Genomic DNA, 25,249 nt, shown 5'->3' with positions numbered 1-25,249 from the left:
CCACTTTCTTAAAATTTTTTGACTTCCATTTCCCTTAAAAAGTCTGTAGATTTACCCAATGAATAAATCCGAAAATTAACTTCTAATGATATAATAATATAGATTTTTAAAATTGTCAAACATTTTTAGTTTGTTTTTTTGAATTAATTTTCATCAAAGAGACCGTTCAATTGGGCAAAGGGATTACTTGCCTCTTTTTTCTCCTGTTGAAGTGCGGCAAAGTCCTCTTCTGATAAGACTTCCCAGTCATTCCCAGAGAGCGAAATTTGTCCTGATTCTTCCTCAGGTGTTAGTACTCTCAAAGGAATATTAAGAAGAATATTATCTAGAATACTCTCATCAAGATTAATAGTATCCCCATCCAAGATAAGAACTAGATTTTCTTCGACTAATTCTTTTTGAAGAGCAGCATCTGCCTCTTGTATAAAGGTTTCTGAAACCGGATAGTTAAATCTAAGGGTCACAGGTTCAAGTGAACGGCTAGATGGCAAGGTAATATCATAGCTAAGTTGATAATCCAAAAGGTACAAACCATTGTCATAGGCTACCTGCCCACTTGCTTGAATCTGTTCAAGATTTAAAACTTGATCATAGCGTTCTTTAATAGACTCCAACAAAGAAGGTGCTTCGTTAAAGGCGAGCCCTTCTGGAGACTTTCTAACTTCTGAAAGGTAAATCATTTTTAATCCTCAAATTAAATTTCCCCATAGGGGTCTATTTTCAATCCACAAGACCATAATCCCCTACATTCACTTTTCATTAGAGAGCATGATTATGATTTTAGACTTAATAAGTATTATATCAAATTTTTAAGAAAAAATAACAGCTTTAATATTACATATTTCTTAAACTTAGAACTTTTTTCACAGCTAATGAGAAACTTACTCAGACCTAGTTTCCATCTGTCTTATAGCGTTAGATGAAAGCTCTTAATTATGGTAAAATAAGAGCATTGAAACTAGATAAAAGGAATATAAAATGACACCTGAAGATTTTTACAAGGCTCTGAAAGAACTGGGGTTCGATCTCAGCCAAAAACAAAAAGACCAATTCCAACGCTACTTTGAGCTCTTGGTGGAATGGAACGAAAAGATCAACCTTACTGCAATCACAGAAAGAGACGAGGTCTACCTCAAACATTTCTACGATTCCATAGCTCCTGTTCTCCAAGGACATATTAAAAATCAGACTATTCGACTTCTCGATATCGGAGCTGGAGCTGGATTTCCAAGTCTCCCTATGAAAATCCTTTGTCCTGAACTTGATGTGACTATCATTGACTCTCTTAATAAACGCATCAATTTCCTAAATCTATTGGCCGATGAACTTGAGCTCAGCGGTGTTCACTTCTATCATGGTCGTGCAGAGGATTTTGGACAAGACAAGGCCTTCCGTGCTCAGTTCGATATTGTAACCGCCCGTGCTGTTGCACGCATGCAGGTTCTCTCAGAATTGACCATTCCTTTCTTAAAGGTGGGTGGACAACTTATTGCACTTAAAGCTGCAGCAGCTGACGAAGAGCTAGCCGATGCTAAAAATGCCTTGAACTTGCTTTTTGCCAAGCCTATTCTCAACGAGAACTACAAACTGCCAAATGGGGATGGACGTAATATCACCATTGTCGATAAGAAAAAAGAAACCCCAAATAAGTACCCACGTCGTGCTGGGATGCCTAACAAGAAGCCGTTATAACGTTTATCCAAGGATGTTTCTTGCTCCTTGGATTATTATTTATTCTTATGATAACTCGGAGGTTTTCATTGATAAATCGTCTTTCTGTCACGCAAAAGCTTGTGCTCAGCTTTGTCTTTGTCATTATAGTGGGGAGTATTTTACTTAGCCTTCCCATAAGCCACTATGCTAACAGTCCAGAAACAAGCTACCTAGACCATCTCTTCAATACTGTGTCAATGGTCTGTGTAACTGGACTTTCTGTTGTCCCGGTCAGTAAGGCATACAATGGTCTTGGTCAAATTCTCTCTATGCTTCTCATGCAGACGGGAGGACTTGGACTAGTCTCTCTTATAGCCTTTAGTACCTATACCCTTAAAAATAAATTAGGACTGAGCGATCAAGATCTCCTTCAATCCGCACTTAGTAGGGATAACCAAAAAGATTTGAAGGCTTATCTTTTTAAGGTCTATAAAATAACTTTTTCTATTGAAGCTTTAGCAGCACTCGTGATTATGACTGACTTCATTCCTCGTTTTGGACTTGGTCATGGCATCTTTAATAGTCTCTTTCTAGCTGTCTCTGCCTTTTGTAATGCTGGATTTGATAACTTAGGTTCTAACAGTTTACAAGATTATGCAACCAATCCAACCATTAACCTTGCTGTAGCTTTTCTCATCATGTCTGGAAGCTTGGGATTTGCAGTTTGGATTGATTTGATTCAACTAATAAGACGTTATATTAAAGATCGTCCAAGGAATTGGAAACTAGCTTGGAGACCTTTCAGTAATCAAAGCCGTCTTGTGCTTATAAGTACAGGTTGTCTCCTATTAGGAGGAACACTACTTGCTTGGTTACTGGAAATGGATAACTCTAAGACAATCGGTACTCTCAATGTCTGGCAACAACTTCTGGTAAGTTTCTTTCAGACTGTAACCATGCGTACCGCTGGCTTTGCAACTATTTCCTATACCAATGCAGATTTCTCCACAAATCTTCTTTTTATGATTCAAATGATTATTGGGGGTGGTCCTGGAGGAACTGCGGGTGGTATCAAGGTGACAACTGCCTCTATCATGTTCCTACTTTTTAAGTCAGAGCTATCTGGTAACTCGAGCGTGGTTTTTCGAAACCGTATTATATCTAACAAAACCATTTTGCAAGCATTCACAGTTATACTCTTTTTCCTAACGATACTCTTTGTCGGCTATGTTATTTTGCTGGAAACTAATCCTACTCTCTCGCCACTAGGCCTACTTTTTGAGAGTGTGTCAGCCATTGCTACCGTTGGTGTTTCAATGGATTTGACCCCTAATCTAAATACCCTAGGACGCCTCGTTATCATGGCTCTGATGTTCATTGGCCGTGTCGGACCTATCACTGTTCTCTTGAGCTTGATGACCAAAAAAGAAAAACATATCTCTTATGCCCCAACTGACATTTCAGTCGGCTAAACTATTTTATTAATTGACAATATTCTGAAAGGATTTTATATGAAAACACAAATTATTGGGGTCCTTGGTTTGGGAATCTTTGGACAAACTATTGCAACCGAACTCTCCTCTTTTGGACAAGATGTTATTGCCATAGATAATAATGCTACAACAATTGATTCCCTTGCTGATCAGGTGACTAAGGCTGCTGTTGGGGACATTACTGACATTGAATTTCTACGTTCTGCTGGTATCGATACTTGCGACTCAGTCATTATTGCAACTGGAGAACACCTAGAATCGTCTGCGCTAGCGCTCTTGCAGTGCAAAAAACTTGGTATAAAGAATATTATTGCCAAAGCTACGAATAACAATTATGAGGAAGTCCTTTACGGAATGGGTGCTAACTGGGTCATCACTCCCGAACGTAGCACAGCAAAAGAATTGGCTTCAAATATCCTCCGCTATAACATATCAAATGTTTTTCATTTTGAGGACGATGTAGCTTTAATTGAACTTAAAATTCCTAGTGAATGGGCTGGAAAGTCCTTGCATACTTTAAATCTAAGACAAAATTATAACGTCAATGTTATTGGTTTTAGAGATGAGAAAAATGGCAAGTTAAACACTCACTTTGACCCAAGTAAGAAACTACCTGATGAAGGAATCATACTAGTTGTCGCTGACAATCGAACACTAGAAAAATTTGATTATTTAGGATATTTGAAATAACAAAAAACGTTCCAATCTCGTTCATCTGGACAAGATTGGAACGTTTTTAGTTGTGCTTATTTGCATACTTTTGCTAAAAGGAAAGAATATTATCCCCATGGATTGTAAAAACGACCATGATTGAGGAAGATTAATCCTATACTAATTCCCAATAAAAGAATAGCTGACACGATGACAAGGTAATCTTGTTTTATCAAAGATTTATGCACATACCAGGTACGTTTTTTATAGCGACCAAATCGACGTAGCTCCATAGCTGTCGATATGGTATCAATTCGTTCGAGTGATGAAAAAATTAGTGGAAGAACAATTTGGAGATTCCCGCGAATACGTTTGACCAGTCCCGCCTTTTGCGACAAATCCAAACCACGAGCCTCTTGAGCCTTACGAATCGTAAAGAATTCTTCTTGGACATCTGGAATATAACGCAAGGTTAAACTAACGGAATAGGCAAATTTATAAGGAATCCCAATCTGATTAAGACTAGCCGCAAACTGACTCGGATGAGTGGTCATAAGAAAAAGAATGGCAAGAGGAACCGTTGAAAAATATTTAAGCAATAGATTTGCAAGGTAAAAAAGCTCCTGACTGGTTAGATAGAAACGCCCCCAGCCTTCAATAAGAACTGTCTTTGCCCCGTAAATTTCTTCACCATAACCAGGTGCGAAAAGGTAGACCATAAGTAAATTAAAGAGGGCAATGGATCCAATAATCTTAACAACAAAAGAAATATCTCGCCAACGAATCTTAGCCAAATAAAAGAGATAAATGGAAAGTAAGCCTACTGCTAGGATAAAGCGGGGGTCATAGGTTGCCATACAGGCAACTGAAACCAAGATAAAGAAAAGCATCTTACTTGCCCCAGACAAATCATAGAGGAAACCTTGACCTGACTGATAACCAATTAAACGATTAGACATTAGGGCCTCCTTTTTCGATATAATACTGGGTTACTTCTACTGGATCACTTGACAATTTCTGACCCAAAGTATAAAGAGAGGTCTGCTTGAGATTAGCTGACTCTAGTAAATCTTTCTGATTAAGAATTGTAACAGGCTTGTCGTCTGCAATGACTTTCCCCTCAACCACAACGAGACAACGGTCGCTATATTCCAACATGAGCTGCATGTCATGGGTAATCATCACAATCGTATGACCTTGCTTCTGAAGACTGTCCAAGAAATTCATGATATCTGTGTAAGTCTTGTAATCTTGACCAGCGGTTGGCTCATCCAAAATAATGATTTCAGGTTTCAAAACCAAGATAGATGCAATGGTCACGCGCTTTTTCTGACCAAAGGAAAGCGCAGAAATAGGCCATTTACGAAAACTATAGAGACCACAAGTCTTCAGGACCTCATGAACACGCTCTTCAACCTCAGTTTCTTCAATCCCTCGCAAGCGTAAACCAAGAGCCACTTCATCAAAAATCATAGTTTGGCTAATCATCTGATTAGGGTTTTGCAAAACAAAGCCTATACGCTCTGAACGCTCGGCGATGCTATCCTGACTGATATCCTGCCCCTTGTAAGTTAATTTCCCTTGACTAGGGACAAAACCGCATAGAGCTTTGGCAAGCGTCGACTTTCCAGCTCCATTTTTACCGACAATCGCTAGTCGTTCACCTTTTTTCAAGCTAAAAGACATATCCTCTATAATCGCTGGATTATCCCCATAGGAAACGCTAAGCCCCTCAACCTTCAAAATAGAATCACTTGAACTGTCTCTTTTATCTTTCAAAACTCTATCTGGCAGAACAAGGTCAGATAAGTCTAAAGCATCCAATTGACTAAGATTTTGTGCACTCCTTGTGTCAAATCCCAACTGACGTAAAACCGTCACATATAGAGGTTCGCGAATCCCATTTTCCAGTAAGAGAGTACTTGATAAAAGCTCATCTGGGCTACCGTTAAAGAGGAGGGTGCCATCATTGACCAGTAAAATCCGGTCAACAGGACGATAAAGAACATCTTCTAGACGATGCTCAATAATAATTGTTGTAGCTCCCTCCTCTTTGTGGATCTTATCAATGAGATCAATGGTTTCCTGTCCTGATTTAGGATCTAAATTTGCCAGAGGCTCATCAAATAAAAGAATAGGACTCTCATCAATCAAGACACCAGCCAAACTGACTCGTTGCTTTTGGCCACCTGATAAATCTTGAGGGCGGTGATTCAAAAGAGAGGTCAAGTCTAGACGCTCAGCCCAGAGGGCTACCTTATCTTTCATCTCACTTTGATCAGCACAATCATTCTCCAAAGCAAAAGCCAAATCCTCGGCTACAGTTAGGCCAATAAACTGACCATCCGGATCCTGCAATACCGTCGATACCAACTGTGACTTATCATAGATAGATTGCTTAAAAATATCCTGACCATCTATCCTTACCTGGCCTTGTGCCTGTCCTTTATGAATATTAGGTATGATACCATTGAGACACTGAGCTAGAGTCGACTTTCCACTACCAGAAGGACCTAAGATGAGGACTTTCTCGCCCTTGGCAATATCAAAGCTGATATCTTTAAGCGTCGCTTCTGCTTGCGCATCATATTGAAATGTAAACTGATTAAAACTAATGTATTTATCCATGTTTCTACTAAAAAAGAGAGGAGGTATCAAAACAAACTGACAGTCCCACTCTCCTATGATTCATGCTAGTCTTTTGTAAGACTACCAGATTGTGTACGTGAGCTAGCATAGATTGCGAGAAGGAGGGTTCCTCCAATTGCAATTGTAATAAAGTTAGCTACGCCAGCTACAAAACTTTGTGCATAAAGGTATGACCAGGCTTGTGCAAATTGGAGTCTATCACCAATAGGGGTAACGATACCATAGGCAATAAGGAGGGCCAATGCTTGCGCTAGGTTAAACCAAATCATACTCATCAAAGAAAACTTGCCAGTTGTCACATCATATTTTTTGTTGAATAGACCAATTACAAGTCCTGTAATAGCACTTGCAAGTACCCAAGCCCATGAGATATTTCCGTATTGGATGCCATCTTTAAGCGCATGGCCAATGAAACCCATAAAGAAACCTGTAATAGGCCCAAAAATCACTGAGAATAGGGCTTGAACAGCATACTGAAGTTGGATGCTAGTATTCCCAAAAATAGGGATATTAACAAACATACCAATGATAATAAAGAGTGCTGCACCAATACCTGTCGCAACTACTGTACGAATTGAATTATTTTTCATAATCTTACTTTAATCTCCTAAACGTTTAATTTCAATGTGCCAGTTAGACCCTACACCAACATTATAGGCCTTGGCAAAAGACCCTTGGTTAATGGCTAAGCCAACACGATAGAGGGAATTGATATAAATAATTGGCTGACCGATACGAACATCCGCAAAAGATTTCCCGTAGGTAACTTGGTTTTGGTAGACCAACATATCATTGTTAAAGATAGTTACTTCGAATCGATCACCAAAGTTTGGTTCCAACGCGTAAAAGTCATCACGTGTGATAGAGGTCCAAAGAGAGCCGAAACGGACGTCCAAAATGTCAATCGCCCCACGAACTAAATTATCCTCTATGATGGTTTCAACCACTGGAAGCTCTAAAATTTTGTCCACAGGTAACTCAGGACCAACTTCTTCAAAACTGATATGACCAGAAGATAATTTGGCACCTGTATAGGCATAAACATCACGACCATGGAAGGTATAGGAAAGCTCTGTATTACTACGACGATTCTCAACCTCGGAAATCTCACGAACAGCCTCGATACCAACAACCTTCTTGATATAAGAAAGTGTCCCGTTATCTGGTGTGACGATATATTGCCCCGTCTTTGTTAAGGCAACCACACTTTTACGTGAGGAACCTACACCCGGATCAACTACCGAAACAAAGGTTGTCCCCTCAGGCCAGTATTCAACGGTCTGAAACAGACGATAGGAAGCCTCAAAAGTGTTGTAGGGAGTAATATCATGTGTCAGGTGATGAACTCCCAAACTAGGTTCTTCCTGAAGGGCCACACCAATCATAGCCGAAACAGCACCGTCAACCAAACCAAAGTCTGATTGAAGCACCAATAAATTATTAGTCATAAATGTTTTACCTTTTCTCTTTGAACGGTTTATTTTACCATATTTTAAGGGCTTTTTAAAGATGATAGATTCTTGAGCTAGCTATAGTCTTTGACTATGTTTTCTCTAAATCAAAAAGCCAGCCAAATAGGCCGACCTTATACAATTAGCTATGCTTTCTTCCAACGGCTCTTTTCTGCTACTGCTGTAAAGAGAACGTCTGTTGAAGAGTTAAGGGCTGTTTCACAAGAGTCTTGAATGACACCTACGATAAAGCCGACACCGACAACTTGCATAGCCAAATCATTTGAGATACCGAAGAGGCTACATGCCACTGGCACTAATAGGAGGGATCCTCCTGCAATACCTGAGGCACCACAAGCAGAAATAGCTGAAACCACACTAAGAATGAGTGCTGTCGCAAAATCGACCTGAATTCCCAAAGTCGTTACTGCAGCAAGCGTTAGGACATTGATTGTCACGGCTGCTCCAGCCATATTAATAGTTGACCCCAAAGGGATAGAAACTGAATAGGTATCAGGATTCAAACCAAGATCCTTACAAAGTTGAAGGTTAACTGGAATATTGGCTGCTGACGAGCGAGTAAAGAAGGCTGTAATCCCAGAGTCTTTCAAACAACGGAAAACTAGTGGGAAAGGATTTTTGCCCATCATCACAAAAGCAATGATTGGATTAACAACCAAGGCAACAAAGGCCATTGTTCCCACTAAAACAAGGATTAGGACCCCATAATCTGCCAAAACACCAACACCATTCTCAGAAATAGTATTAAAGACAAGACCAAGGATACCAAATGGGGCCAAGTTGATAATCCAACGAACGATTTGTGAAGTCACTTCTGCCAAGGTATTAAGCAAATCCTTCGTGTGATTGCTAGCTGCTCGCATGGCAAAACCAAAGACAACTGCCCATACCAAAACACCAATATAGTTAGCTTGAGCCAAGGCATTGACAGGGTTATCCACCATCTTAAGCAATAAATCTTTAAAGACTTCTCCCACACCTTGAGGTGCTGTCGCTTTAGTCGCTGCAGCTGCTCCCAACTTCAGAGAAATTGGAAAAATATAGTGAGAAATAACTGCCGTCAAAGCAGCCGCAAAGGTCCCAAAGAGATAAAGAACAATAACTGTCTTCATGTTGCTTTGTTGACCTTCTCGCGTTTGGGAAAGGGCATTGGCAACCAAGGCAAAGACCAAAAGTGGGGCAATTGCCTTCAAACCACCAACAAACATGTCTCCTAAGAGACCAATAACCGTAAACTTAGGAACAAGCAAACCAAGCACAGCACCCACTACCACACCAATGGCAATGCGCTTAATTAGACTGGTTCTATTCCAAGTTGAAATAAAACGTTTCATAACTCATTAACTCCTTTTTTATGGTTAGTCAACCATAAAGCATTCGATAGCTTCCATACTATGATAAATATCTGAAATCGTCAAGACATGAGAAAAGCCTGTAGCAAACAGGCTCTCAAATCCTATTTATGACTCAATTTACGAGTCAAGAAATCACCCAAGAATTGGATAAGGAAAATCAAAATCAAAATCAAGAAAGTTGCCAAAATGGTAACTGATGTACTTGAACGGTTATATCCATAGTAGATGGCGATGTAACCTAGACCACCTGCACCGATAGCACCGGCCATGGCAGTTTCACCGACTAGGGAAATCAGAGTTACGGTTGATACACGAACCAACTCAGGTAGCCCTTCACTAAGGTAAACCTTAATCGTATCCCAAAGTGTTGCACCACTAGCTTGTGCTGCTTCAATAACGCCTCGGTCAAGATCTGCAAGTACCACCTGTACTTGACGTGCAAAGAATGGGAAGGTTGCAGCTGACAATGGAACCAAGGCAGCTGTCATACCAAGGTTAGTCCCCACGATAAAGTAAGTGAAGCCTTTCAAAATCGCCAAGAGGATGATGAAAGGAATGGCACGGAAGATTGAAGTGATTTTATCCAAGATTTGGAAAACAAATTTATTTTCAATAACGCCACGAGGACCTGTCAATACCAAGAAGAGCCCCATAACAAGACCAAGAAGTCCCCCAATGATGAAGGAAATAACCGTCATGTAGAGAGTCGCATAGATGGCGTCTGGCCAAGAATTAACCCCCTGCATACCGATACGATAAATATCTGGAAAGTTTTGTTGAATCCAATCTGCCATTATTGGGCTCCTTTCTTAAGTACTTGCAAGCTGACACCTGCATTTTCAATCGCTTTTTGAGCAGCAAGAACCTTATCTGCCTCACCATCCAAGACAACGACCAATTCACCAACAGGAGTATCACCTAGAATCTCAACGTTACCATAAAGGATGTTACTTGAAACTCCGTACTCTTTGAAAAGTTCGGTCAAGAGTGGCTCATCTGTTGAAGAACCAGCATATTTAAGTTGAACGAGAAGGGCTGAGCTTGGTAAGTTTTTCACCAAAGGTTGTGCATTAATCTTAGCCAAGGCATCTTCAATCCCTGCTGCAGTTTCAATAAATTCTTGTGTCAAATCTTCTTGAGGATTTGAGAAGATATCAAGGACACTACCCTCTTCCAAAAGTTGACCATTTTGCATAACGGCAACACGGTTACAAATATCTTTAACAATTTGCATTTCGTGGGTAATCATAACCACTGTCAAACCAAGCTTTTTATTCAAATCCTGCAAAAGTGAAAGAATTTGCTTAGTTGTTTTAGGGTCAAGGGCTGATGTAGACTCATCTGAAATCAAGATTTCAGGATCATTAGCCAAGGCACGGGCAATCGCCACACGTTGTTTTTGACCACCTGACAATTGTGCAGGGTAGTTTTCCGCACGATCAGCCAAATCAACCAATTCCAAAAGACCACGAATTTTTTTGTCTTTCTCTTCATTGCTTAGTTTAGAATGACGAAGAGCAAAGGCTACATTTTCATAAGCCGTCTTTTGAGCCATAAGGTTAAAGTGTTGGAAAATCATCCCAATCGTTTGACGTTTCTGACGTAATTCTTTTGTCGACAATTGGACCTTACCATCTGCAAAAGTCACATCTTTACCGATAGTGATTTTACCAGCGGTAGGCACTTGCAAAAGATTGATTGCGCGCACAAGGGTAGATTTACCAGCCCCTGAATAACCAACAATTCCATAAATATCACCTTTTTCAATCTGGATAGACACATCCTTAACCGCTTGAATAGTGCGGCGTTTCTGCGTAAAGGTGATATCAATATTTTTCAAATCAATAATGACATTACTCATAACTTGCAATTAACTCCTTAATTAGTTCAATGTGGGTGTAATAATCTGCTAAGCTGACATTTTCATCCCCACCATGGTCACGACTGTTGGCATTTCCTATACCAAAGGCTGCCATAGGAACACCCAAAGCCTGATGAATCATATGCATAGGCCCCGTACCTGCTGCCGTTGGAAGCACAGCAACACCTTCTTCATAAAAGCCTTTTGCTAACTCAATAACATTGACAATAGCCGGATCAGACATATCACTTCGATAACTTTCTTCACCAAGAGTGAAGGTTACCTTGATACGGTCAAATCCTTCTTTTTTGAGGTGTGCCTTGATACACTCCAAAACGTACTCCGGCGTCAAGCCAGGGACCAAACGCATCTCCATCTTAGCTCTAGCTTGAGCTGGTAAGATAGTCTTAACCCCTTGCCCCTGATAACCTGTTGAAATACCTTCAATGGAAAGGGCAGGTTCAAAATAGTAAGTTTTTAAGAAAGCTCGGCGGTCACTTTCTAAAATGGGTAGTTTTAAGCCGTAAATCTTACGAAGACTATCTGCATTTTCAATGGCATAAGTTTCAATAAGATCCATCTCTCGTTCGTTTGGTTGGACAATCTTTTCATAGATGCCGTCGATAAGGATACGTCCCTGATCATCTCTCATGCTTGAGATAGCATTGAGCAAATACCATGAAGCCGATTCAATCACGGCACCAAACTTAGAATGAATATCAACATCAGCACTCTCGACAGACAAGTCAAAGGTAATAATTCCCTTGTTGCCCCCTGTGATTTCCAATTGACCTTTGCTATTTCGATTTCCTTGCTCCCAAACCAATAGGTCTGCTGGAAGCAGGTCATCTCGGTATTTTTCCAAATACTTTTCAAGATCGGTTGATGCAGATTCTTCAGCCCCTTCCATCATAAATGTAATGTTTACAGGAAGGTCGCCAACCTCTCGAATATATTTCCGCAGGGCTGTCAAACGAGCTGTAATATGCCCCTTATCATCATCAACACCACGACCATACATGTAGCCCTTACGAACTGTCAGACGGAAAGGTTCATCTGTCCATGGCTGATCATTATCCGCAGGAACCGTATCATAGTGTTGATAGAAAATAATTGTTTTCGCATCTGGATTTGGACTCTTGAATTTTGCCAAGACAAAAGGTGCCGTATAGGTCTCGTCAATTGTCACCTCTGCACCAACACCAGAGAAAATCTCACCAAGGTAAGCAGCCACATCATAGAGACCAATATTTTGAGCAAAAATAGATTTTTTAGAAATCAAAGTCCGCAAGACTTCAAAATAGTGCTGAGCAATTTCATCGTTACGAAATTTTCGTAACTGCTCTTCTTCACTTGAAAATGCCATCAAATCGTCTCCTTCATACACGACAAAATGGCGTGCTCTCACACGCCCTCTGTCCTTAGCTTATTTCTTTGAATTAGCTTTCAATTGATCTTGTGTTGGGGCACCTTTCCATGCTGGAAGGTCAACCTTGTTAGATGCATCATAGATGATTTGTGCTACTTCATCGTTTTGGTAGGCTTTAATCAAAGTCTTGATAGCATCAGCTTTATTTGATTTTTCCCAATCTTTATTAGCTGCAATGATGTTAACCCAATCTTTCAAATCTTGACTTGGTTCTTCTTGGAAGAGAGTTGTATCATAGTTAACGTTTTGTTGTTGTGCGTATGAGTTATTAACAACCGCTGCATCTACTGATGAAAGCGTTTGGGCAGCTTGTTCAGCTGAGATTTCTTTGATATCCAATTTCTTTGGATTCTCAGAAATGTTCTTGATAGTTGCCAATTCACCATCTTTAACATCCAACTTAATCAAACCAGCTGTTTGAAGAAGTGTTAAAGCACGGCTTTCGTTTGTACCATCGTTAGGTACTGAGATTGTAGCTCCTTCTGGAAGCTCTTTAACATCTTTATACTTAGCTTTTCCGTTTTCAGTACCTGAGAAAAGGTGGATTGGGCTAAGAAGTGTGTCAGCTGCCGCAACAACATCACCTTTATTTTCTTTGTTCCAGTTGTTCAAGAAATAAATGTGTTGGAAAGCATTAACATCGATTTCACCGTTTTTAAGGGCTTCATTTGGTTGGTTGTAGTCTGTGAACTCTTTCAACTCGATAGTAACACCCTTGTCTTTAGCCAATTCTTTAACTTTATCCCACAATGGCTCAGTTGTATCATCCAAAGTCATGATACCAACTGTCAAAGTTTTATCATCTTTAGCTGATTTATTACCACCAGCACCACAAGCAACCAAAGCTACTGTTGAAGCGACTGCCAATCCTGTAATTCCGAGAATTTTTTTAAGTTTCATAACGAACTCCCTTTAATTGTTTTAAGTATAAAATTATTATCCCATAGGATGAGAATTGTAGCAAATTGTTTATAATTGTATATCTCTATAGTTTTTAACTATAACGTGTCCTAGATTTTAATTATATGAAAAAGCTGAGAATCATTCCCAGCTCCTTTCTTATTTTTTGCTTGGAACTTTCAAAGCGTCTTTAGTTGGAATATAGTCTTTATTTCCAAGGAATTTTTCAGCCAACTTAGCCAAAGTACCATCTTTTTGGAGTTCTTCCAAACGTTTGTTTACAAATTTTTGAAGGTCTTTTTGGTTATCTGCGAACAAGAAGTAGATGTATGGTTGTTGATCAGATTTAAGCTCAATAGTCTTCAAGTTGCTCAATTTATTATTTTTGATGATTGCATTAACAGTTGGTGCATCAAAGATCTTGAAGTCGTACTTGCCTTCATTTAAACTTGTCAACATTTGTGTAATATTTTCATTTGTGTAGTTAAGTTCAACTGGCTTGTCTGAATGTTTATCGTTAAATTCAGTTAATTGTGTCGCTGTCGATGTTCCTTGAACAACCTGCGTTGAGTGTCCAGCAATATCATCATATTTCTTAATATTACTATCTTTTGGAACAGTCAAAACAGCTGGTGTGGTACCAATTGGATATGAGAAGAGGTATTTTTGGTCACGTTCTTCTGAGTAAGAGATATTATTACCAGCCATTTGGTATTTAGCTGAGTCAAGACCTGTGAAGACTGAAGACCATTCTGTTTTTTGGAATTTCACTTCATATTTGTCAGAGTCTTTGAAGACAGCTTTAGCCACTTCCACATCGTAACCAGTCAATTCACCGTTTTCTTCATATGAGAATGGTGCTGTTGTCCCAACAGTGGCAAAGTTAATTGTTTCTTTAGCACCTGAAGATTTAGAGGCTTCTTTTGATGATTTAGATGAACATGCAGCAAGCAAAGCTACTGAAGCAATGGCTACACCTGTAATTCCAAGAATTTTTTTAAGTTTCATAATACTCTCCTTTGAGATTGATTGTTTTTATTGTAACAGAATTCACTAAGCTTAACTAATACTTAAACATAATCAAGGTGATAAGAAAATACTATCACCTAAAAATATCAATTGTTTGACAAAGAAAAAGTCATTTCCAATATCTAAGAATGGACACAAACCGTTAATCTATAAAAAGCTTTCTTTAGTATTTGACTGTTTCTGACAATATAGCCTGTACAATCTATCATTCAATGTGAGCATAATATTTTTTCTCGCCTATTTTTCCAACTCATTCTCCAGACCTAAGTCTATGAACTTATTTTTAGTAATTTTACAGTTGGGTAACAAAGTCAAACGTTTTTTATGATAAAGTCTTTTTTGGACTAACATCCAAAAGGAGAATTATGATGGAAACAAATAACTACACTACTGATTTACAGCTAGTCTCCCAGGAATATTCCGATGAAAAGACTAGTCTTCAAACCAAAACCAAGAAATTCTTGGAACATTTTTCAACAAAAGACATTTGGAAAATTAAGGGACTGATTGTCGCCTGTCTTGTGTCCTGCTTCCTGTATGTCACTTACTTGACCCATTTTTCCTTTGCCCTTCCAGCAACCCTTGTCTTGATCAGTACGATTGAGCTAGGCTGTCGCCTATTAGGTGGAAAAGCAAAGGGAATGCGACTTGAATCGGGAATATTTATGGTCACTAGTCTCCTCCAAGGCTTGCAAATTAGTCTCTGGGGTCTGCACGACAACTGGGGCAGCGCTCAGATTCTTTGCCTTCATGCAAGTATCCTCCTTTACTTAATGGCACGTACCGGACAAAGTAGTCAGGACCGTTTGGGAATTATGGTTTGGACAGATCTCATTTATACCAGTTGCATCTTCCCACTGAAATATTTCTTCATTGGAGCCTGGACACTACTCTATAAAACTGCACCTAAACAAGAGCTCTCCCAAGAAGAAAAACACGCAGTTCAGAACCACAAATGGATGATTCTTATTAGTATCATTATTGCCTTGGTACTGACTATATTCGTTGCTAGTCAGCTTAGTCAGGTCTTACCTGCTTTCGGCCAACTTTGGCGACAGTTCTTCCAGACACTAACTTCTCTACTTGATTTCACCCTCAACTTCAAGGACGGCGGATTATTTTTCTCTCGTTTAATAGCCAGTATCCCTCTGACTCTAGGGCTTTTTGCTCAACTTGCAGCAGTCTATTTAGTTAAGGAAAAGCCACTCAGTCAAAAACGATTTGAAGGCCATCTTAAAGCGACCCGTCAGTTCCCAAAAGTAGCAGCTTATATCGTACTCGGAAGCCTCTGCTTCACTTATGCCCTATTCATATTAACTGCCACTAGTCAAATGGGAGAACTCCTTTCTCTCAACCAAGCCAGCATTCCAGCTCATCAAGCCTCACATATTGCGGTTCAAGGCTTCTGGCAATTGGTTCGAGTTTCTACCCTCAACTTAGGAATCCTAGCTGGACTTTACATTTTTTCTAAAGAAAATTTCTTCACCCACAAAGGGCTTCGTTTCTTAAGCACCCTACTCTTTACTTTTGCTAGCCTCTTTGCCCTTATCGCTGGCTGGAAACTCTTTGGCGTTTATATGGCACTCTATGGTGTGACGCCACGTCGCTTATTGTCAGGTTGGTTTGTCACAGTACTCTTTATTTGGTGTGTCCTAACACTTATTCGACTCTATAAACCTATTCAGGCAACTCGTCTCGCTATATTTTATGCAACTATCAGCTTTACCCTCGTTAACCTCTTAGGTAACTTTATTTTATAAGAAAAAAAGAGTGGAACTAGATTAACTAGCTTCACTCTTTTTATATTGGAGTTATTTTGAATCTCTTGTAGGAAAGGCATACATCACCCAAAGCACTACCAGTAGTGGTGTCGCTTTTAATACAATCCATGCAACATTGAAATTGGCATCACGTAGACGACGAATCTGCATAGAAATGGTAGGAAGCGCCGTTGCTGCTATAAATAAAATGAAAGCTGTTAATGTAAAGCCAGCAGCCTTTGTTTCTCCAAGGAAGTCCATCAGTAGGAAAATTAAAGTACCAATAACTCCATTAATCAAGACAACCCACCAATAGTCTGATCGTTTTGTACGACCATAAAAATCAATATAGCCTAACCAAAAATTTTTATATGCCTCTAACATGTTTACACCTCTTAATAGTATGCTACCAGTATACTATATTAAGGAGATAGGTGCAAGATGTGAATATTTAGACTACTTAAGTTTTCTACATATATAATTCTACATATATAATATGAAGATTATTTTAAATAAACTGGAATGGATTGAAATTAGGACTGTCCGACTCAATCTGGCCACTCACCATGGTCACCACACGACTGACATGTTGACGGACACTATTGCGGTGAGCAATAAAAATCATTGTTCGTTTAATCTTAGTAAGATTAGCCATGACCCTGCTTTCAGTATCACTATCGAGACCACTGGTAGCTTCGTCAAAAATCAAGATAGGCTGCTTCGACAAGAGGGCCCTCGCTATCGCCAAGCGTTGTTTTTGACCACCAGATAGACCACCATCCTCAGATACTTGGGTCTGAAAACCTAGTGGCATTTTTTGAATATCCTCTAAGATATCAGCTTGTTGGCAAACCTTAAGAAGCTCTTTCTCGTCAACTTCTCCTTCAAATCCTAACAGCAGATTTTCTAAAATGGTTCCAGTAAACACATAGGTCTGCTGGGGAACGTAAGTCACCATTTGACGCAGCTCCGCATGGCCAATAGCATCTTTATCTAGGGTTACATGACCACTAGATTTTGTGTAATAACCCGACAACATTTTCGCTAAGGTCGTTTTCCCAGATCCACTTTTACCCATGAGGGCGATTTTCTCACCCTTATGAATCGTTAAATCAATCTTACTAAGCGTCTCTTGCTGATAACTAAAACGGTGACTGATACCCTTAAGAGCAAGTTGTTTAAAGGATAACTCTTTAAGTTTTCCTTTTTCTTCCTTATCCACAACATAAACTTCTTGAAGACGATTATTGGCTACTTTGGCTTGCTGAATTTTGGATTGGAGATTGATAATATTAATTAAAGGAGTTGTAAAATAATTCAGCAACATATTATAGGTAATCAACTGACCTGCAGATAGCTGTCCTTCCATGGCCAATTGTGCCCCATACCAGAGGATAAAGACATTGGAAACTAACTGAACCCCTGTCTTTAAACCATCCTGCGTTAATTGCCACTTAGCCTTAGACAAAGACTTCTTCAAATAGTCATGGAATTTCACCTCAATTTCCTGATACCGTCTCTCTTCAACTCTCAAGGATTTTAAGGTTTCAATGCCTCGCAAATCATCAATAACAGCGGTATTGACCTGACTATTTGCCTCCATCAATTGATAATTTTCCTTTTCAAAAAGCTTATAGAAGGCCAAAATGATTAACACATAAAGAGGAACTACCGTGAGTGTCATCACAAAAAGTGACTGATTTTGTAAAATAAGGGCCACAGCTAGAGTCATCACAATGGTCACATCTAGGAAAATTGATAAAATCGTTGAAGCTAGAGCATCGATAATAGTGTTGGCATCTCCAAAACGTGACGTGATTTCACCAGTACGACGTGAACTAAAGAAACTAATAGGTAAGGAAAGGACATGCTTAATATAAGGAAGAATGACAGCAATGGACAAGTAATTCCCCAATCGATGTAGAAGATAATCTTTGAAAAAAGTAAATAATTGTTGAGCTAGATAAGAGATACATAGGCCTAGCGAAATCATGGTCAGAAGAGTGTAAGCCTCCTGGGGAATCAAGCGGTCAATAATAGATTGCAAATAATAAGAACCAATAATATTAACAAGGGTCACTAGAAAACTTAACAAGACAATAACTGCAATCAAACCCTTACGACGAAACAAAATTGGTAAAAATGAAAGAAGCCCAGGCACATCTTCTTTGTATTTAGTGTAGGTTTCTCCCGGAACAAAAAAGAGAGCAACTCCCGTCCACTCTTTGGCAAACTCCTCTAAGGGTATTTTAATGACCTTCTTGCTAGGATCTGGATCACCAATAACAAGCTTCCCTTTGATTTGACCAAACACTGTATAATAATGTTGCAGTCCACCTTCTTTAACCACATGTGCAATAAAAGGATAAGATAGGCTTTCTTGTTTAAACAAGTCTAAATCCGCACGAATAGCCTGAGTTTCAAGACCCAACTGCTTAGCCGCTTCCACCAAACCAAGCGCAGAAGTGCCTTCACGAGAAGTCTGAGCCAATTCCCGCAAATAAGCTAAACTATAAGATGAACCATAGTGTTTAAGAATCATGGCCAAGGCAGCGACACCACAATCACGCTGATCAACCTGTGAAATATATGGATATTTTGACATGGTGACTCCTTATTAAAGACAACCTGTGAAATAAGGCAAGATAGTGATAAGTAGTGAGAATAGTGTAAATAAATTTAGCTTTTTCAAAATAAAACTCCTTTTAACTGTTATTTATGTTTCTATAGTAAACATTTAACCATTAAAAAAGTAGTGACATTTATGTCACCACCATTTCTATAAACCATCTGCCGCTTTCCCTGCTTTTATACTTTCTTCTAAAACCGAGTCTTCTAAAACGGAAGCAAACATTATGGCCTTATCGTAATTCTCTGCAGCCTTTTTCTTATTTCCCTTATGCAGAAGTTCATATTTAGCTTTGAGAACAAAAACACTAGGTTTATAGCTATAGAATTGTGATTTTTCTATAACGGCTAATGCTTTATCCACAACTGTTAAGAAGTCTGAAAAGGAATTGTGAAAAATCTTCAAAGCAGCGATAGCCATCAAATCATTAAATAAAACAATATTATAGACATCGTCTGTCCAAATTTCCTGATTTAATACTCTCTTTACAATCCTTTCAAAAAGTTTTTTGTCAAACTGTTTTCTTCCATAGAGATGGAAGAAATAATAGTCAATAACTAATAAATCGTTAGTTGAGAATTTCTTCTTCCTTTTGACTTGTTCAAACAAGTCTTCATATATTTCTTCAACCTTTGGGCTCTCCTCCCAATTAGTAAAACTCAAAATATTTTCCAAAATATCTAGAGTTAACAACTCTTCTTCTGGAAGAAGTTCAAAGAATTTCTCATAGACTTCCTCAATTAAGGCAAGTTTAGACTTTATTCTTTCTGGATTTCTGTACGTTGGAAACTTAATCAAACGATTCTTCATCTCATAATATTCGTCAGGAATGGTAATATTGTCATGATCCAATAGATCAGACATATTTTTTCCTAGACGTTTTGCAATATAAGATAATTTATCCAAAGACGGGAGCGACTCCCCTTTTTCAATGCGAATTAACTGACGAACAGTCAATTCCACACCATCTAAACATAGCACTTCACGTGACATCTGCTGGCGTTCACGCTCAGTTTTGATTCTTAGTCCAATGCTGTCTTTTATGTTCAAGAGACACTCCTTTATTTCGAAATTTTAAAAACATTATATCATAATTATAATATAATTAATATACAATTAATGCATTTTTAACAGAACAATAGTGAAAATAAGCTATTTTTATACATTTTATATAGGAAAGACCTTCCTTTGTATCAAAAAACATGCAGTTCAAAACTACATGTTTTTTTATTTCTGTTTACTTTGGAATCGCCATTCAAAGCGAATGCGGTCATAAGTTGGATAAATCGCATTAAGCAAACCAAAGGCTAAGGTAAAGCCAGCTAAAACATCTGTTGGATAATGAACACCCACATAAATACGCGAAAGTCCAACAAGGAAAATCAGAAGTCCATTAATAGCATAAACTACTATTTTAGATTCTTTTTTCTCCAAACGCTGAGCAAGGACAATGGCAATTGCTCCAAGAATCATAAAAGTTCCCAAAGAATGACCACTAGGGAAAGAATAACCACTAGCATGCACTAAATGCGTAATTGATGGGCGCTGACGCTGATAAATATACTTCAAACTTACAATCAAGATACTAGCGAGAAGCCCACTGGCTCCCACAAAGATAGCTTCTGATTTATACTGACGTAGATAAAGCCAGATGACTGCTACGATTGCAATAATAGCCTGTACAGGCGTATTCCCAAGCATGGTAATCGTTTTAAAAAAGCGTGTCAATCCTGCTGGTAATCCTCCTCGAACCCAAGTTTGAATGTTGCTATCAAATCCTGTCAAGGCTTCAGGATAGAACTTAACCATATAACCGAGAGCAACAAATAACAATAAGGCAAAAGAAGCATAAGTATAATGTGTGTGTTTGTGTTTCATATTTATAATTTTACTAGAATAGACTTAAGTGGAGCATAAATCAAAGCAAAGGCTAGCGCAAAAATCAAACCTTCAAGTAAATTGAAAGGTACTACCATAGCGAAAAGGTATTTATAGAGACCTATAAATTGCGCAATATCAAAGTTGGCAAATTTAGCATAGAGTGGTACTGCATAAATATAGTTAAGAATAACCATAACAACTGTAAGCAAGACAGTACCCAAAACAGATCCAAGAATATAATTCTTACTCGTTTGATTCTTTTTCCAAAAATAGCTTAGGCCCCAAACAAAGACTCCTAGAGCAACGAAATTCATAGGAAGTCCAATCATTGATCCTGGACCACCATTGTTTAGCAAGAGCTTCAACAATGAACGAAGTAAGAGAACGCCAATAGCACTCTTAAAATCAAAGATAACCAAGGCGATAAGAACTGGAAGGATTGAAAAATCAACCTTCAAAAAATCTGCTGCTGGAATCAATGGAAATGAAAAATAAAGCAATAAGAATGAAACTGCGGATAAAATGGCAATATAAGCCAATTTACGTGTGTTTGTCATAAAAAAATTCCTCCAAATTTTAACAATTTGAAAGAAGTTCCCAATGTATTTGCCTATGTCAAAAAAGACTACGCAAAAAGACTGGTCTTCTTCCATCCAGACTGTACTGTCGGTTGAGGAATCGCACCTCATCAGCTTGCGCTCGCGGACTTATCCATAGAATCACCGCCGGTCGGGAATTTCACCCTGCCCTGAAGACCCTTTAAGATTAACACAAAAAAGCCTTGATGACAAGGCTTTCGATTTATAGATTTCTAATCAAATGATAGTCAACGACTATTAATAGTCTCTATTTTAATTTATCATTCTGGTAACGATGGCTCAACTCTAACCCCGCAAACTGTTGCTGACGAAGTGCTTCATAAACAATCATACAAACAGTATTGGACACATTTAGACTACGCACATGTTCATCATTCATCGGAATACGAATAGCTTTTTCAGGATGCTCACGCATAAAATCTTCAGGCAGACCCGTATCTTCACGACCAAACATAAAATAGTGGTCTCCGCCATCAGCATAATTCTCGTCTGAATAAGTCTTATCTGCAAACTTCGTGACTAAATGCAAACGGCCATCTTGATTTTTAGACATAAAATCAGCCAAATTGTCATAGTAGGTGATGTCAAGTTTATCCCAGTAGTCAAGGCCTGCACGCTTCATCTTCTTGTCATCAATTGGAAATCCCATAGGACGAATGATATGAAGAGGGCTGTTAGTCGCTGCACAGGTACGAGCGATATTCCCAGTATTTTGCGGAATGCGAGGTTCAAACAAGACAATATGATTACGTGACATCTCAATTCTCCTAGACATAAAAAATACCATGTCGCCCGGAGTCAAGCTCAGCAGACGACATGGTTGTAGACGTTCATTAGCTTAAATCATGACAGGTTAGATTTAAAATAACGAATCTTTGAATATATTTTAGCACTTCTAGTGTAAAAGTCAACACTATTTTAAGAAAAAAAGTAACTTTTATAACTTCATTATTCACTTTAAATAAGAACAGTTGATAAAGCTAGCCGAAAAGGGTGATTTTTCCGCTAAAATAGAGTATCATAGTAATGATTATTTGGAGGTAACTCATGCGTATTATTGTCGTAGGTGCCGGTAAAGTCGGTACCGCACTCTGTCGTTCTCTTGTTGAAGAGAAGCACGATGTTATTTTAATTGAAGAAAAAGAAGAGGTCCTCAAACGACTCAGCAAACGTTACGATGTGATGGGCTTTGCTGGTAATGGGGCCAATTTCAAAATCTTAGAACAAGCCGAGGTTAACAACTGCGATGTTTTTATCGCTATGACTGATAAAGATGAAGTAAACATGATTTCAGCCGTTCTGGCTAAACAAATGGGGGCCAAAGAAACTATTGTTCGTGTGCGTAACCCAGAATACTCTAATGCTTATTTCAAGGATAAAAACTTCCTTGGCTTCTCATTGGTCGTAAACCCTGAACTTTTAACCGCTCGCTATATTGCCAATACGGTTGAATTTCCAAATGCTCTATCAGTAGAAACCTTTGCTAACGGACGTGTTATCCTGATGGCATTTAAAGTCACTGAAAATAGCCAATTGTCTGGTATGACAATGGAACAATTCCGTAAGAAATTCGGCAATATTCTAGTTTGTACGATTGACCGTCAAGGTGAACTCATCATTCCAGATGGGAATGCTACCATGCAAATTGGGGATAAGATTTATGTCACTGGTAAACGTGTTGATATGGCGCTTTTCCACAGTTACATCAAACCAAAAAGCATCAAAAAACTTTTGTTGATTGGTGCTGGACGTATCTCCTACTACTTGCTCAATATCTTGAAAAACAATCGTATTAAGGTCAAATTGATTGAGCAAAAAATGGACCGTGCACAAACCTTTAGTCAGGTCTTCCCTGAAGTTTCTGTTATCTTAGGTGACGGTACTGCTAAAGACCTTCTTCTCGAGGAAAGTGCATCCAGTTATGATGCCGTAGCTACCCTAACTGGAGTAGATGAAGAAAATATCATCACCTCTATGTTCCTCGAAAGCCTTGGTATTCACAAGAATATTACTAAAGTCAACCGTACCAGTCTTTTAGAGATTATCGATACACGTGAGACAACAACAATTGTCACACCTAAGAGTATTGCCGTTGACACTGTAATGCACTTTGTCCGTGGGCGTTATAATGCTAAAGATTCTAGCCTCGATGCCCTTCACCATGTGGCTAATGGTCGTATCGAAACCTTGCAATTCCAAATTAAGGAAAACAACAAAATCGCTGGGAAGAAACTTTCTGAGCTTGAATTTGCTAATGGTGTCCTTATCGCTGCTATTATTCGCAATGGAAAATCTATTTTCCCAACGGGAGAAGACAGACTCGCTATTGGGGATAAAATCGTGATCGTTACACTCTTACAAAATGTAACTCATATTTACGACTTGTTGAAGAGGTAAGCTGCCATGAATCGATCTATTGTCCGTTTTCTTATTGCCAAGCTTCTGCTTATTGAGGCTGCTCTCTTGGTTGTACCACTTATCGTTGCCCTCATTTATCAAGAAGATGCCAAAGTATTTGCCAGCATCTTGGGTACGATGGGGATTCTCCTCTTTCTCGGAGTACTTGGTACTCTCTTTAAACCGAAGAACTACCATATTTACACCAAAGAAGGGATGCTTATTGTAGCCCTCTGTTGGGTGCTCTGGTCCTTCTTTGGAGGATTGCCCTTCGTCTTTGCTGGTCAGATTCCAAGTGTCATTGATGCCTTCTTCGAGATGAGCTCTGGTTTCACAACCACGGGGGCTACTATTCTCACAGATACTGGAGTACTTACCCACTCCCTCCTCTTCTGGCGAAGTTTCGCCCACTTGATTGGAGGGATGGGGGTATTGGTCTTTGCCCTAGCCATCATGAACAACAGTAAAAATGGTCACCATGAGGTTATGCGTGCAGAGGTGCCTGGTCCAGTTTTTGGTAAGGTCGTGGCCAAGCTCAAAAATACAGCTCAAATTCTTTACATCATCTATTTAACCATGTTCGTTATTTTTGCTGTTATTCTCTGGCTTTGCGGTATGCCAATCTTTGATAGTATCATCACTGCTATGGGGGGCGCAGGTACTGGGGGATTTGCTGTCTATAATGACTCTATCGCCCACTACCACAGCGATCTGATTACCTATGTGGTTACTGTTGGTACCCTACTCTTTGGGGTTAACTTCAACCTTTATTTCTATATCCTCCTTCGCAAAATCAAGTTTTTCTTCCAAGATGAAGAACTACGTACCTACTTTGCGATTGTGGCTATTTCAACTGGTTTAATTATCCTCAATATTTTTGGAATCTACCACAATTTGGCTGACTCTTTCAAATACTCATTTTTCGAAGTGTCAACTATCATCACAACAACCGGTTTTGGTCTGACAGATATTACCAAATGGCCACTCTTTTCTCAGTATATCCTACTCCTCCTGATGTTTATCGGAGGGTCAGCAGGTTCTACAGCTGGTGGTTTCAAGGTTATCCGTGCTATGATTATTGCTAAGATTGCACGAAATCAGACCCTGGCTAGCCTCTATCCTAATCGTATCCTGTCACTTCATATTAATGGAAGTGTTCTCGATAAAGAAACGCAGCACAGTGTTCTCAAATACCTAGCTGTATATGTACTCATTATACTAAGTTTAGTCACTGTTTTGTCACTGGATAATCAAGACCTCTTGATTGTGACAAGTGCTGCTGCTTCAACCTTTAACAACATTGGACCATTACTTGGAACGAGTGATAGCTTTGCTATTTTCAGTCCTTTATCTAAGCTTATCATGGGATTTGCTATGATTGCAGGACGTTTGGAAATCTATCCTTTATTACTCCTCTTCCTACCAAAAACTTGGTCAAAAACTTAAGCATAGAAAAACGGCTCTATAATTTCTGTAGTGGGTAAAACCACT

At 39.0% G+C, this 25,249-nt stretch carries 23 protein-coding genes and 1 riboswitch; of the genes, 6 read left to right on the top strand and 17 right to left on the bottom strand.

The window, feature by feature from the left end; all coding sequences use genetic code 11:
- Positions 1 to 143: 143 nt before the first annotated feature.
- On the bottom strand, positions 144 to 680 hold the full coding sequence (locus HMPREF3112_RS05790) for a DUF177 domain-containing protein (protein WP_014633893.1): 537 nt from the start codon (positions 678 to 680) through the stop codon (positions 144 to 146).
- Between the two features lie 298 nt (positions 681 to 978).
- On the opposite strand from HMPREF3112_RS05790, the gene rsmG reads away from it, so the two are divergent.
- The 3 genes from rsmG (at position 979) to HMPREF3112_RS05775 (ending at position 3,836) form a co-directional block, all read left to right on the top strand.
- Entirely contained in the window at positions 979 to 1,692 is a 714-nt protein-coding gene (rsmG, locus tag HMPREF3112_RS05785; protein WP_070438614.1) for a 16S rRNA (guanine(527)-N(7))-methyltransferase RsmG, read from the top strand.
- Positions 1,693 to 1,760: 68 nt separating this feature from the next.
- Positions 1,761 to 3,125: a TrkH family potassium uptake protein gene (locus HMPREF3112_RS05780; protein WP_083278148.1), complete on the top strand. Its 1,365-nt coding sequence runs from the start codon at positions 1,761 to 1,763 to the stop codon at positions 3,123 to 3,125.
- 39 nt (positions 3,126 to 3,164) lie between these two features.
- Positions 3,165 to 3,836 (top strand): potassium channel family protein, encoded by a 672-nt coding sequence (locus HMPREF3112_RS05775; RefSeq protein ID WP_070438609.1) that lies wholly within the window; start codon positions 3,165 to 3,167, stop codon positions 3,834 to 3,836.
- Between the two features lie 89 nt (positions 3,837 to 3,925).
- Here HMPREF3112_RS05775 and HMPREF3112_RS05770 read toward each other — a convergent pair whose 3' ends face one another.
- The 10 genes from HMPREF3112_RS05770 to HMPREF3112_RS05725 form a co-directional block, all read right to left on the bottom strand.
- Positions 3,926 to 4,756 carry an energy-coupling factor transporter transmembrane component T family protein gene (locus tag HMPREF3112_RS05770; protein ID WP_022496216.1) on the bottom strand — a complete coding sequence of 277 codons (831 nt, stop codon included), beginning with the start codon at positions 4,754 to 4,756 and terminating at the stop codon, positions 3,926 to 3,928.
- The gene (locus HMPREF3112_RS05765; RefSeq protein ID WP_070438606.1) at positions 4,749 to 6,425 is read right to left on the bottom strand and encodes an ABC transporter ATP-binding protein; all 1,677 of its coding nucleotides are present in this window, start codon (positions 6,423 to 6,425) and stop codon (positions 4,749 to 4,751) included. The genes HMPREF3112_RS05770 and HMPREF3112_RS05765 overlap by 8 nt, the downstream gene beginning before the upstream one ends.
- Positions 6,426 to 6,490: 65 nt before the next feature.
- On the bottom strand, positions 6,491 to 7,036 hold the full coding sequence (locus tag HMPREF3112_RS05760) for an ECF-type riboflavin transporter substrate-binding protein (RefSeq protein WP_002883774.1): 546 nt from the start codon (positions 7,034 to 7,036) through the stop codon (positions 6,491 to 6,493).
- A gap of 9 nt (positions 7,037 to 7,045) precedes the next feature.
- Positions 7,046 to 7,894, bottom strand: a complete 849-nt coding sequence (locus HMPREF3112_RS05755) for an SAM hydrolase/SAM-dependent halogenase family protein (RefSeq protein ID WP_070438603.1) — start codon at positions 7,892 to 7,894, stop codon at positions 7,046 to 7,048.
- Positions 7,895 to 8,043: 149 nt separating this feature from the next.
- Positions 8,044 to 9,252 carry a serine/threonine transporter SstT gene (gene sstT, locus HMPREF3112_RS05750; RefSeq protein WP_002886576.1) on the bottom strand — a complete coding sequence of 403 codons (1,209 nt, stop codon included), beginning with the start codon at positions 9,250 to 9,252 and terminating at the stop codon, positions 8,044 to 8,046.
- Between the two features lie 122 nt (positions 9,253 to 9,374).
- A complete protein-coding gene (locus HMPREF3112_RS05745; protein ID WP_013990052.1) occupies positions 9,375 to 10,067 on the bottom strand; it encodes a methionine ABC transporter permease in 693 nt (230 codons plus the stop codon).
- On the bottom strand, positions 10,067 to 11,134 hold the full coding sequence (locus tag HMPREF3112_RS05740; protein ID WP_014633888.1) for a methionine ABC transporter ATP-binding protein: 1,068 nt from the start codon (positions 11,132 to 11,134) through the stop codon (positions 10,067 to 10,069). Before HMPREF3112_RS05740 ends, HMPREF3112_RS05745 begins: the two co-directional genes overlap by 1 nt.
- On the bottom strand, positions 11,127 to 12,500 hold the full coding sequence (locus HMPREF3112_RS05735; protein ID WP_002883790.1) for a M20/M25/M40 family metallo-hydrolase: 1,374 nt from the start codon (positions 12,498 to 12,500) through the stop codon (positions 11,127 to 11,129). Before HMPREF3112_RS05735 ends, HMPREF3112_RS05740 begins: the two co-directional genes overlap by 8 nt.
- Positions 12,501 to 12,560: 60 nt before the next feature.
- Positions 12,561 to 13,463: a MetQ/NlpA family ABC transporter substrate-binding protein gene (locus HMPREF3112_RS05730; protein WP_070438600.1), complete on the bottom strand. Its 903-nt coding sequence runs from the start codon at positions 13,461 to 13,463 to the stop codon at positions 12,561 to 12,563.
- Positions 13,464 to 13,622: 159 nt separating this feature from the next.
- Positions 13,623 to 14,471, bottom strand: a complete 849-nt coding sequence (locus tag HMPREF3112_RS05725; RefSeq protein ID WP_014633606.1) for an amino acid ABC transporter substrate-binding protein — start codon at positions 14,469 to 14,471, stop codon at positions 13,623 to 13,625.
- Positions 14,472 to 14,857: 386 nt separating this feature from the next.
- Here HMPREF3112_RS05725 and HMPREF3112_RS05720 point away from each other — a divergent pair, with 386 nt between their 5' ends.
- A complete protein-coding gene (locus HMPREF3112_RS05720) occupies positions 14,858 to 16,252 on the top strand; it encodes a DUF4153 domain-containing protein (RefSeq protein WP_239682162.1) in 1,395 nt (464 codons plus the stop codon).
- A gap of 51 nt (positions 16,253 to 16,303) precedes the next feature.
- On the opposite strand, the gene HMPREF3112_RS05715 is transcribed toward HMPREF3112_RS05720, so the two are convergent.
- The 6 genes from HMPREF3112_RS05715 to HMPREF3112_RS05690 all read right to left on the bottom strand — a co-directional run bounded on the left by HMPREF3112_RS05715 (position 16,304) and on the right by HMPREF3112_RS05690 (position 22,118).
- The gene (locus HMPREF3112_RS05715; protein WP_014633880.1) at positions 16,304 to 16,636 is read right to left on the bottom strand and encodes a DUF805 domain-containing protein; all 333 of its coding nucleotides are present in this window, start codon (positions 16,634 to 16,636) and stop codon (positions 16,304 to 16,306) included.
- 124 nt (positions 16,637 to 16,760) lie between these two features.
- Positions 16,761 to 18,857, bottom strand: a complete 2,097-nt coding sequence (locus HMPREF3112_RS05710; protein WP_048673880.1) for a peptide cleavage/export ABC transporter — start codon at positions 18,855 to 18,857, stop codon at positions 16,761 to 16,763.
- Between the two features lie 174 nt (positions 18,858 to 19,031).
- Positions 19,032 to 19,931, bottom strand: coding sequence for a helix-turn-helix transcriptional regulator (locus tag HMPREF3112_RS05705; RefSeq protein ID WP_037610642.1), 900 nt, complete (start codon positions 19,929 to 19,931; stop codon positions 19,032 to 19,034).
- Between the two features lie 177 nt (positions 19,932 to 20,108).
- A complete protein-coding gene (locus tag HMPREF3112_RS05700) occupies positions 20,109 to 20,759 on the bottom strand; it encodes a phosphatase PAP2 family protein (RefSeq protein WP_048673883.1) in 651 nt (216 codons plus the stop codon).
- Positions 20,760 to 20,761: 2 nt separating this feature from the next.
- On the bottom strand, positions 20,762 to 21,319 hold the full coding sequence (locus HMPREF3112_RS05695) for an ECF transporter S component (protein WP_048673885.1): 558 nt from the start codon (positions 21,317 to 21,319) through the stop codon (positions 20,762 to 20,764).
- 80 nt (positions 21,320 to 21,399) lie between these two features.
- A riboswitch (FMN riboswitch) is annotated at positions 21,400 to 21,522 on the bottom strand.
- Positions 21,523 to 21,608: 86 nt separating this feature from the next.
- On the bottom strand, positions 21,609 to 22,118 hold the full coding sequence (locus tag HMPREF3112_RS05690; protein ID WP_002883735.1) for a tRNA (cytidine(34)-2'-O)-methyltransferase: 510 nt from the start codon (positions 22,116 to 22,118) through the stop codon (positions 21,609 to 21,611).
- 290 nt (positions 22,119 to 22,408) lie between these two features.
- Between HMPREF3112_RS05690 and trkA the strand changes: the two genes are divergently transcribed.
- Both trkA and HMPREF3112_RS05680 read left to right on the top strand, forming a co-directional pair.
- Positions 22,409 to 23,758: a Trk system potassium transporter TrkA gene (trkA, locus tag HMPREF3112_RS05685; protein ID WP_022496357.1), complete on the top strand. Its 1,350-nt coding sequence runs from the start codon at positions 22,409 to 22,411 to the stop codon at positions 23,756 to 23,758.
- A gap of 6 nt (positions 23,759 to 23,764) precedes the next feature.
- Positions 23,765 to 25,204 carry a TrkH family potassium uptake protein gene (locus tag HMPREF3112_RS05680; RefSeq protein WP_022496358.1) on the top strand — a complete coding sequence of 480 codons (1,440 nt, stop codon included), beginning with the start codon at positions 23,765 to 23,767 and terminating at the stop codon, positions 25,202 to 25,204.
- Positions 25,205 to 25,249 lie beyond the last annotated feature (45 nt).

This window comes from Streptococcus sp. HMSC10E12, assembly GCF_001807855.1.
Lineage (GTDB): Bacteria > Bacillota > Bacilli > Lactobacillales > Streptococcaceae > Streptococcus > Streptococcus salivarius.
The sequence above is the reverse complement of the archived record's forward strand: the minus strand, read 5'-3'. Positions and strand labels throughout refer to the sequence as shown.

Excerpts from the sequence above, each read along its gene's own strand:
- HMPREF3112_RS05790 (WP_014633893.1), bottom strand. The coding sequence starts at position 680 with ATGATTTACCTTTCAGAAGTTAGAAAGTCTCCAGAAGGGCTCGCCTTT.
- rsmG (WP_070438614.1), top strand. The coding sequence starts at position 979 with ATGACACCTGAAGATTTTTACAAGGCTCTGAAAGAACTGGGGTTCGAT.
- HMPREF3112_RS05775 (WP_070438609.1), top strand. The coding sequence starts at position 3,165 with ATGAAAACACAAATTATTGGGGTCCTTGGTTTGGGAATCTTTGGACAA.
- HMPREF3112_RS05770 (WP_022496216.1), bottom strand. The coding sequence starts at position 4,756 with ATGTCTAATCGTTTAATTGGTTATCAGTCAGGTCAAGGTTTCCTCTAT.
- HMPREF3112_RS05765 (WP_070438606.1), bottom strand. The coding sequence starts at position 6,425 with ATGGATAAATACATTAGTTTTAATCAGTTTACATTTCAATATGATGCG.
- HMPREF3112_RS05760 (WP_002883774.1), bottom strand. The coding sequence starts at position 7,036 with ATGAAAAATAATTCAATTCGTACAGTAGTTGCGACAGGTATTGGTGCA.
- HMPREF3112_RS05755 (WP_070438603.1), bottom strand. The coding sequence starts at position 7,894 with ATGACTAATAATTTATTGGTGCTTCAATCAGACTTTGGTTTGGTTGAC.
- sstT (WP_002886576.1), bottom strand. The coding sequence starts at position 9,252 with ATGAAACGTTTTATTTCAACTTGGAATAGAACCAGTCTAATTAAGCGC.
- HMPREF3112_RS05745 (WP_013990052.1), bottom strand. The coding sequence starts at position 10,067 with ATGGCAGATTGGATTCAACAAAACTTTCCAGATATTTATCGTATCGGT.
- HMPREF3112_RS05740 (WP_014633888.1), bottom strand. The coding sequence starts at position 11,134 with ATGAGTAATGTCATTATTGATTTGAAAAATATTGATATCACCTTTACG.
- HMPREF3112_RS05735 (WP_002883790.1), bottom strand. The coding sequence starts at position 12,500 with ATGGCATTTTCAAGTGAAGAAGAGCAGTTACGAAAATTTCGTAACGAT.
- HMPREF3112_RS05730 (WP_070438600.1), bottom strand. The coding sequence starts at position 13,463 with ATGAAACTTAAAAAAATTCTCGGAATTACAGGATTGGCAGTCGCTTCA.
- HMPREF3112_RS05725 (WP_014633606.1), bottom strand. The coding sequence starts at position 14,471 with ATGAAACTTAAAAAAATTCTTGGAATTACAGGTGTAGCCATTGCTTCA.
- HMPREF3112_RS05720 (WP_239682162.1), top strand. The coding sequence starts at position 14,858 with ATGATGGAAACAAATAACTACACTACTGATTTACAGCTAGTCTCCCAG.
- HMPREF3112_RS05715 (WP_014633880.1), bottom strand. The coding sequence starts at position 16,636 with ATGTTAGAGGCATATAAAAATTTTTGGTTAGGCTATATTGATTTTTAT.
- HMPREF3112_RS05710 (WP_048673880.1), bottom strand. The coding sequence starts at position 18,857 with ATGTCAAAATATCCATATATTTCACAGGTTGATCAGCGTGATTGTGGT.
- HMPREF3112_RS05700 (WP_048673883.1), bottom strand. The coding sequence starts at position 20,759 with ATGAAACACAAACACACACATTATACTTATGCTTCTTTTGCCTTATTG.
- HMPREF3112_RS05695 (WP_048673885.1), bottom strand. The coding sequence starts at position 21,319 with ATGACAAACACACGTAAATTGGCTTATATTGCCATTTTATCCGCAGTT.
- HMPREF3112_RS05690 (WP_002883735.1), bottom strand. The coding sequence starts at position 22,118 with ATGTCACGTAATCATATTGTCTTGTTTGAACCTCGCATTCCGCAAAAT.
- trkA (WP_022496357.1), top strand. The coding sequence starts at position 22,409 with ATGCGTATTATTGTCGTAGGTGCCGGTAAAGTCGGTACCGCACTCTGT.
- HMPREF3112_RS05680 (WP_022496358.1), top strand. The coding sequence starts at position 23,765 with ATGAATCGATCTATTGTCCGTTTTCTTATTGCCAAGCTTCTGCTTATT.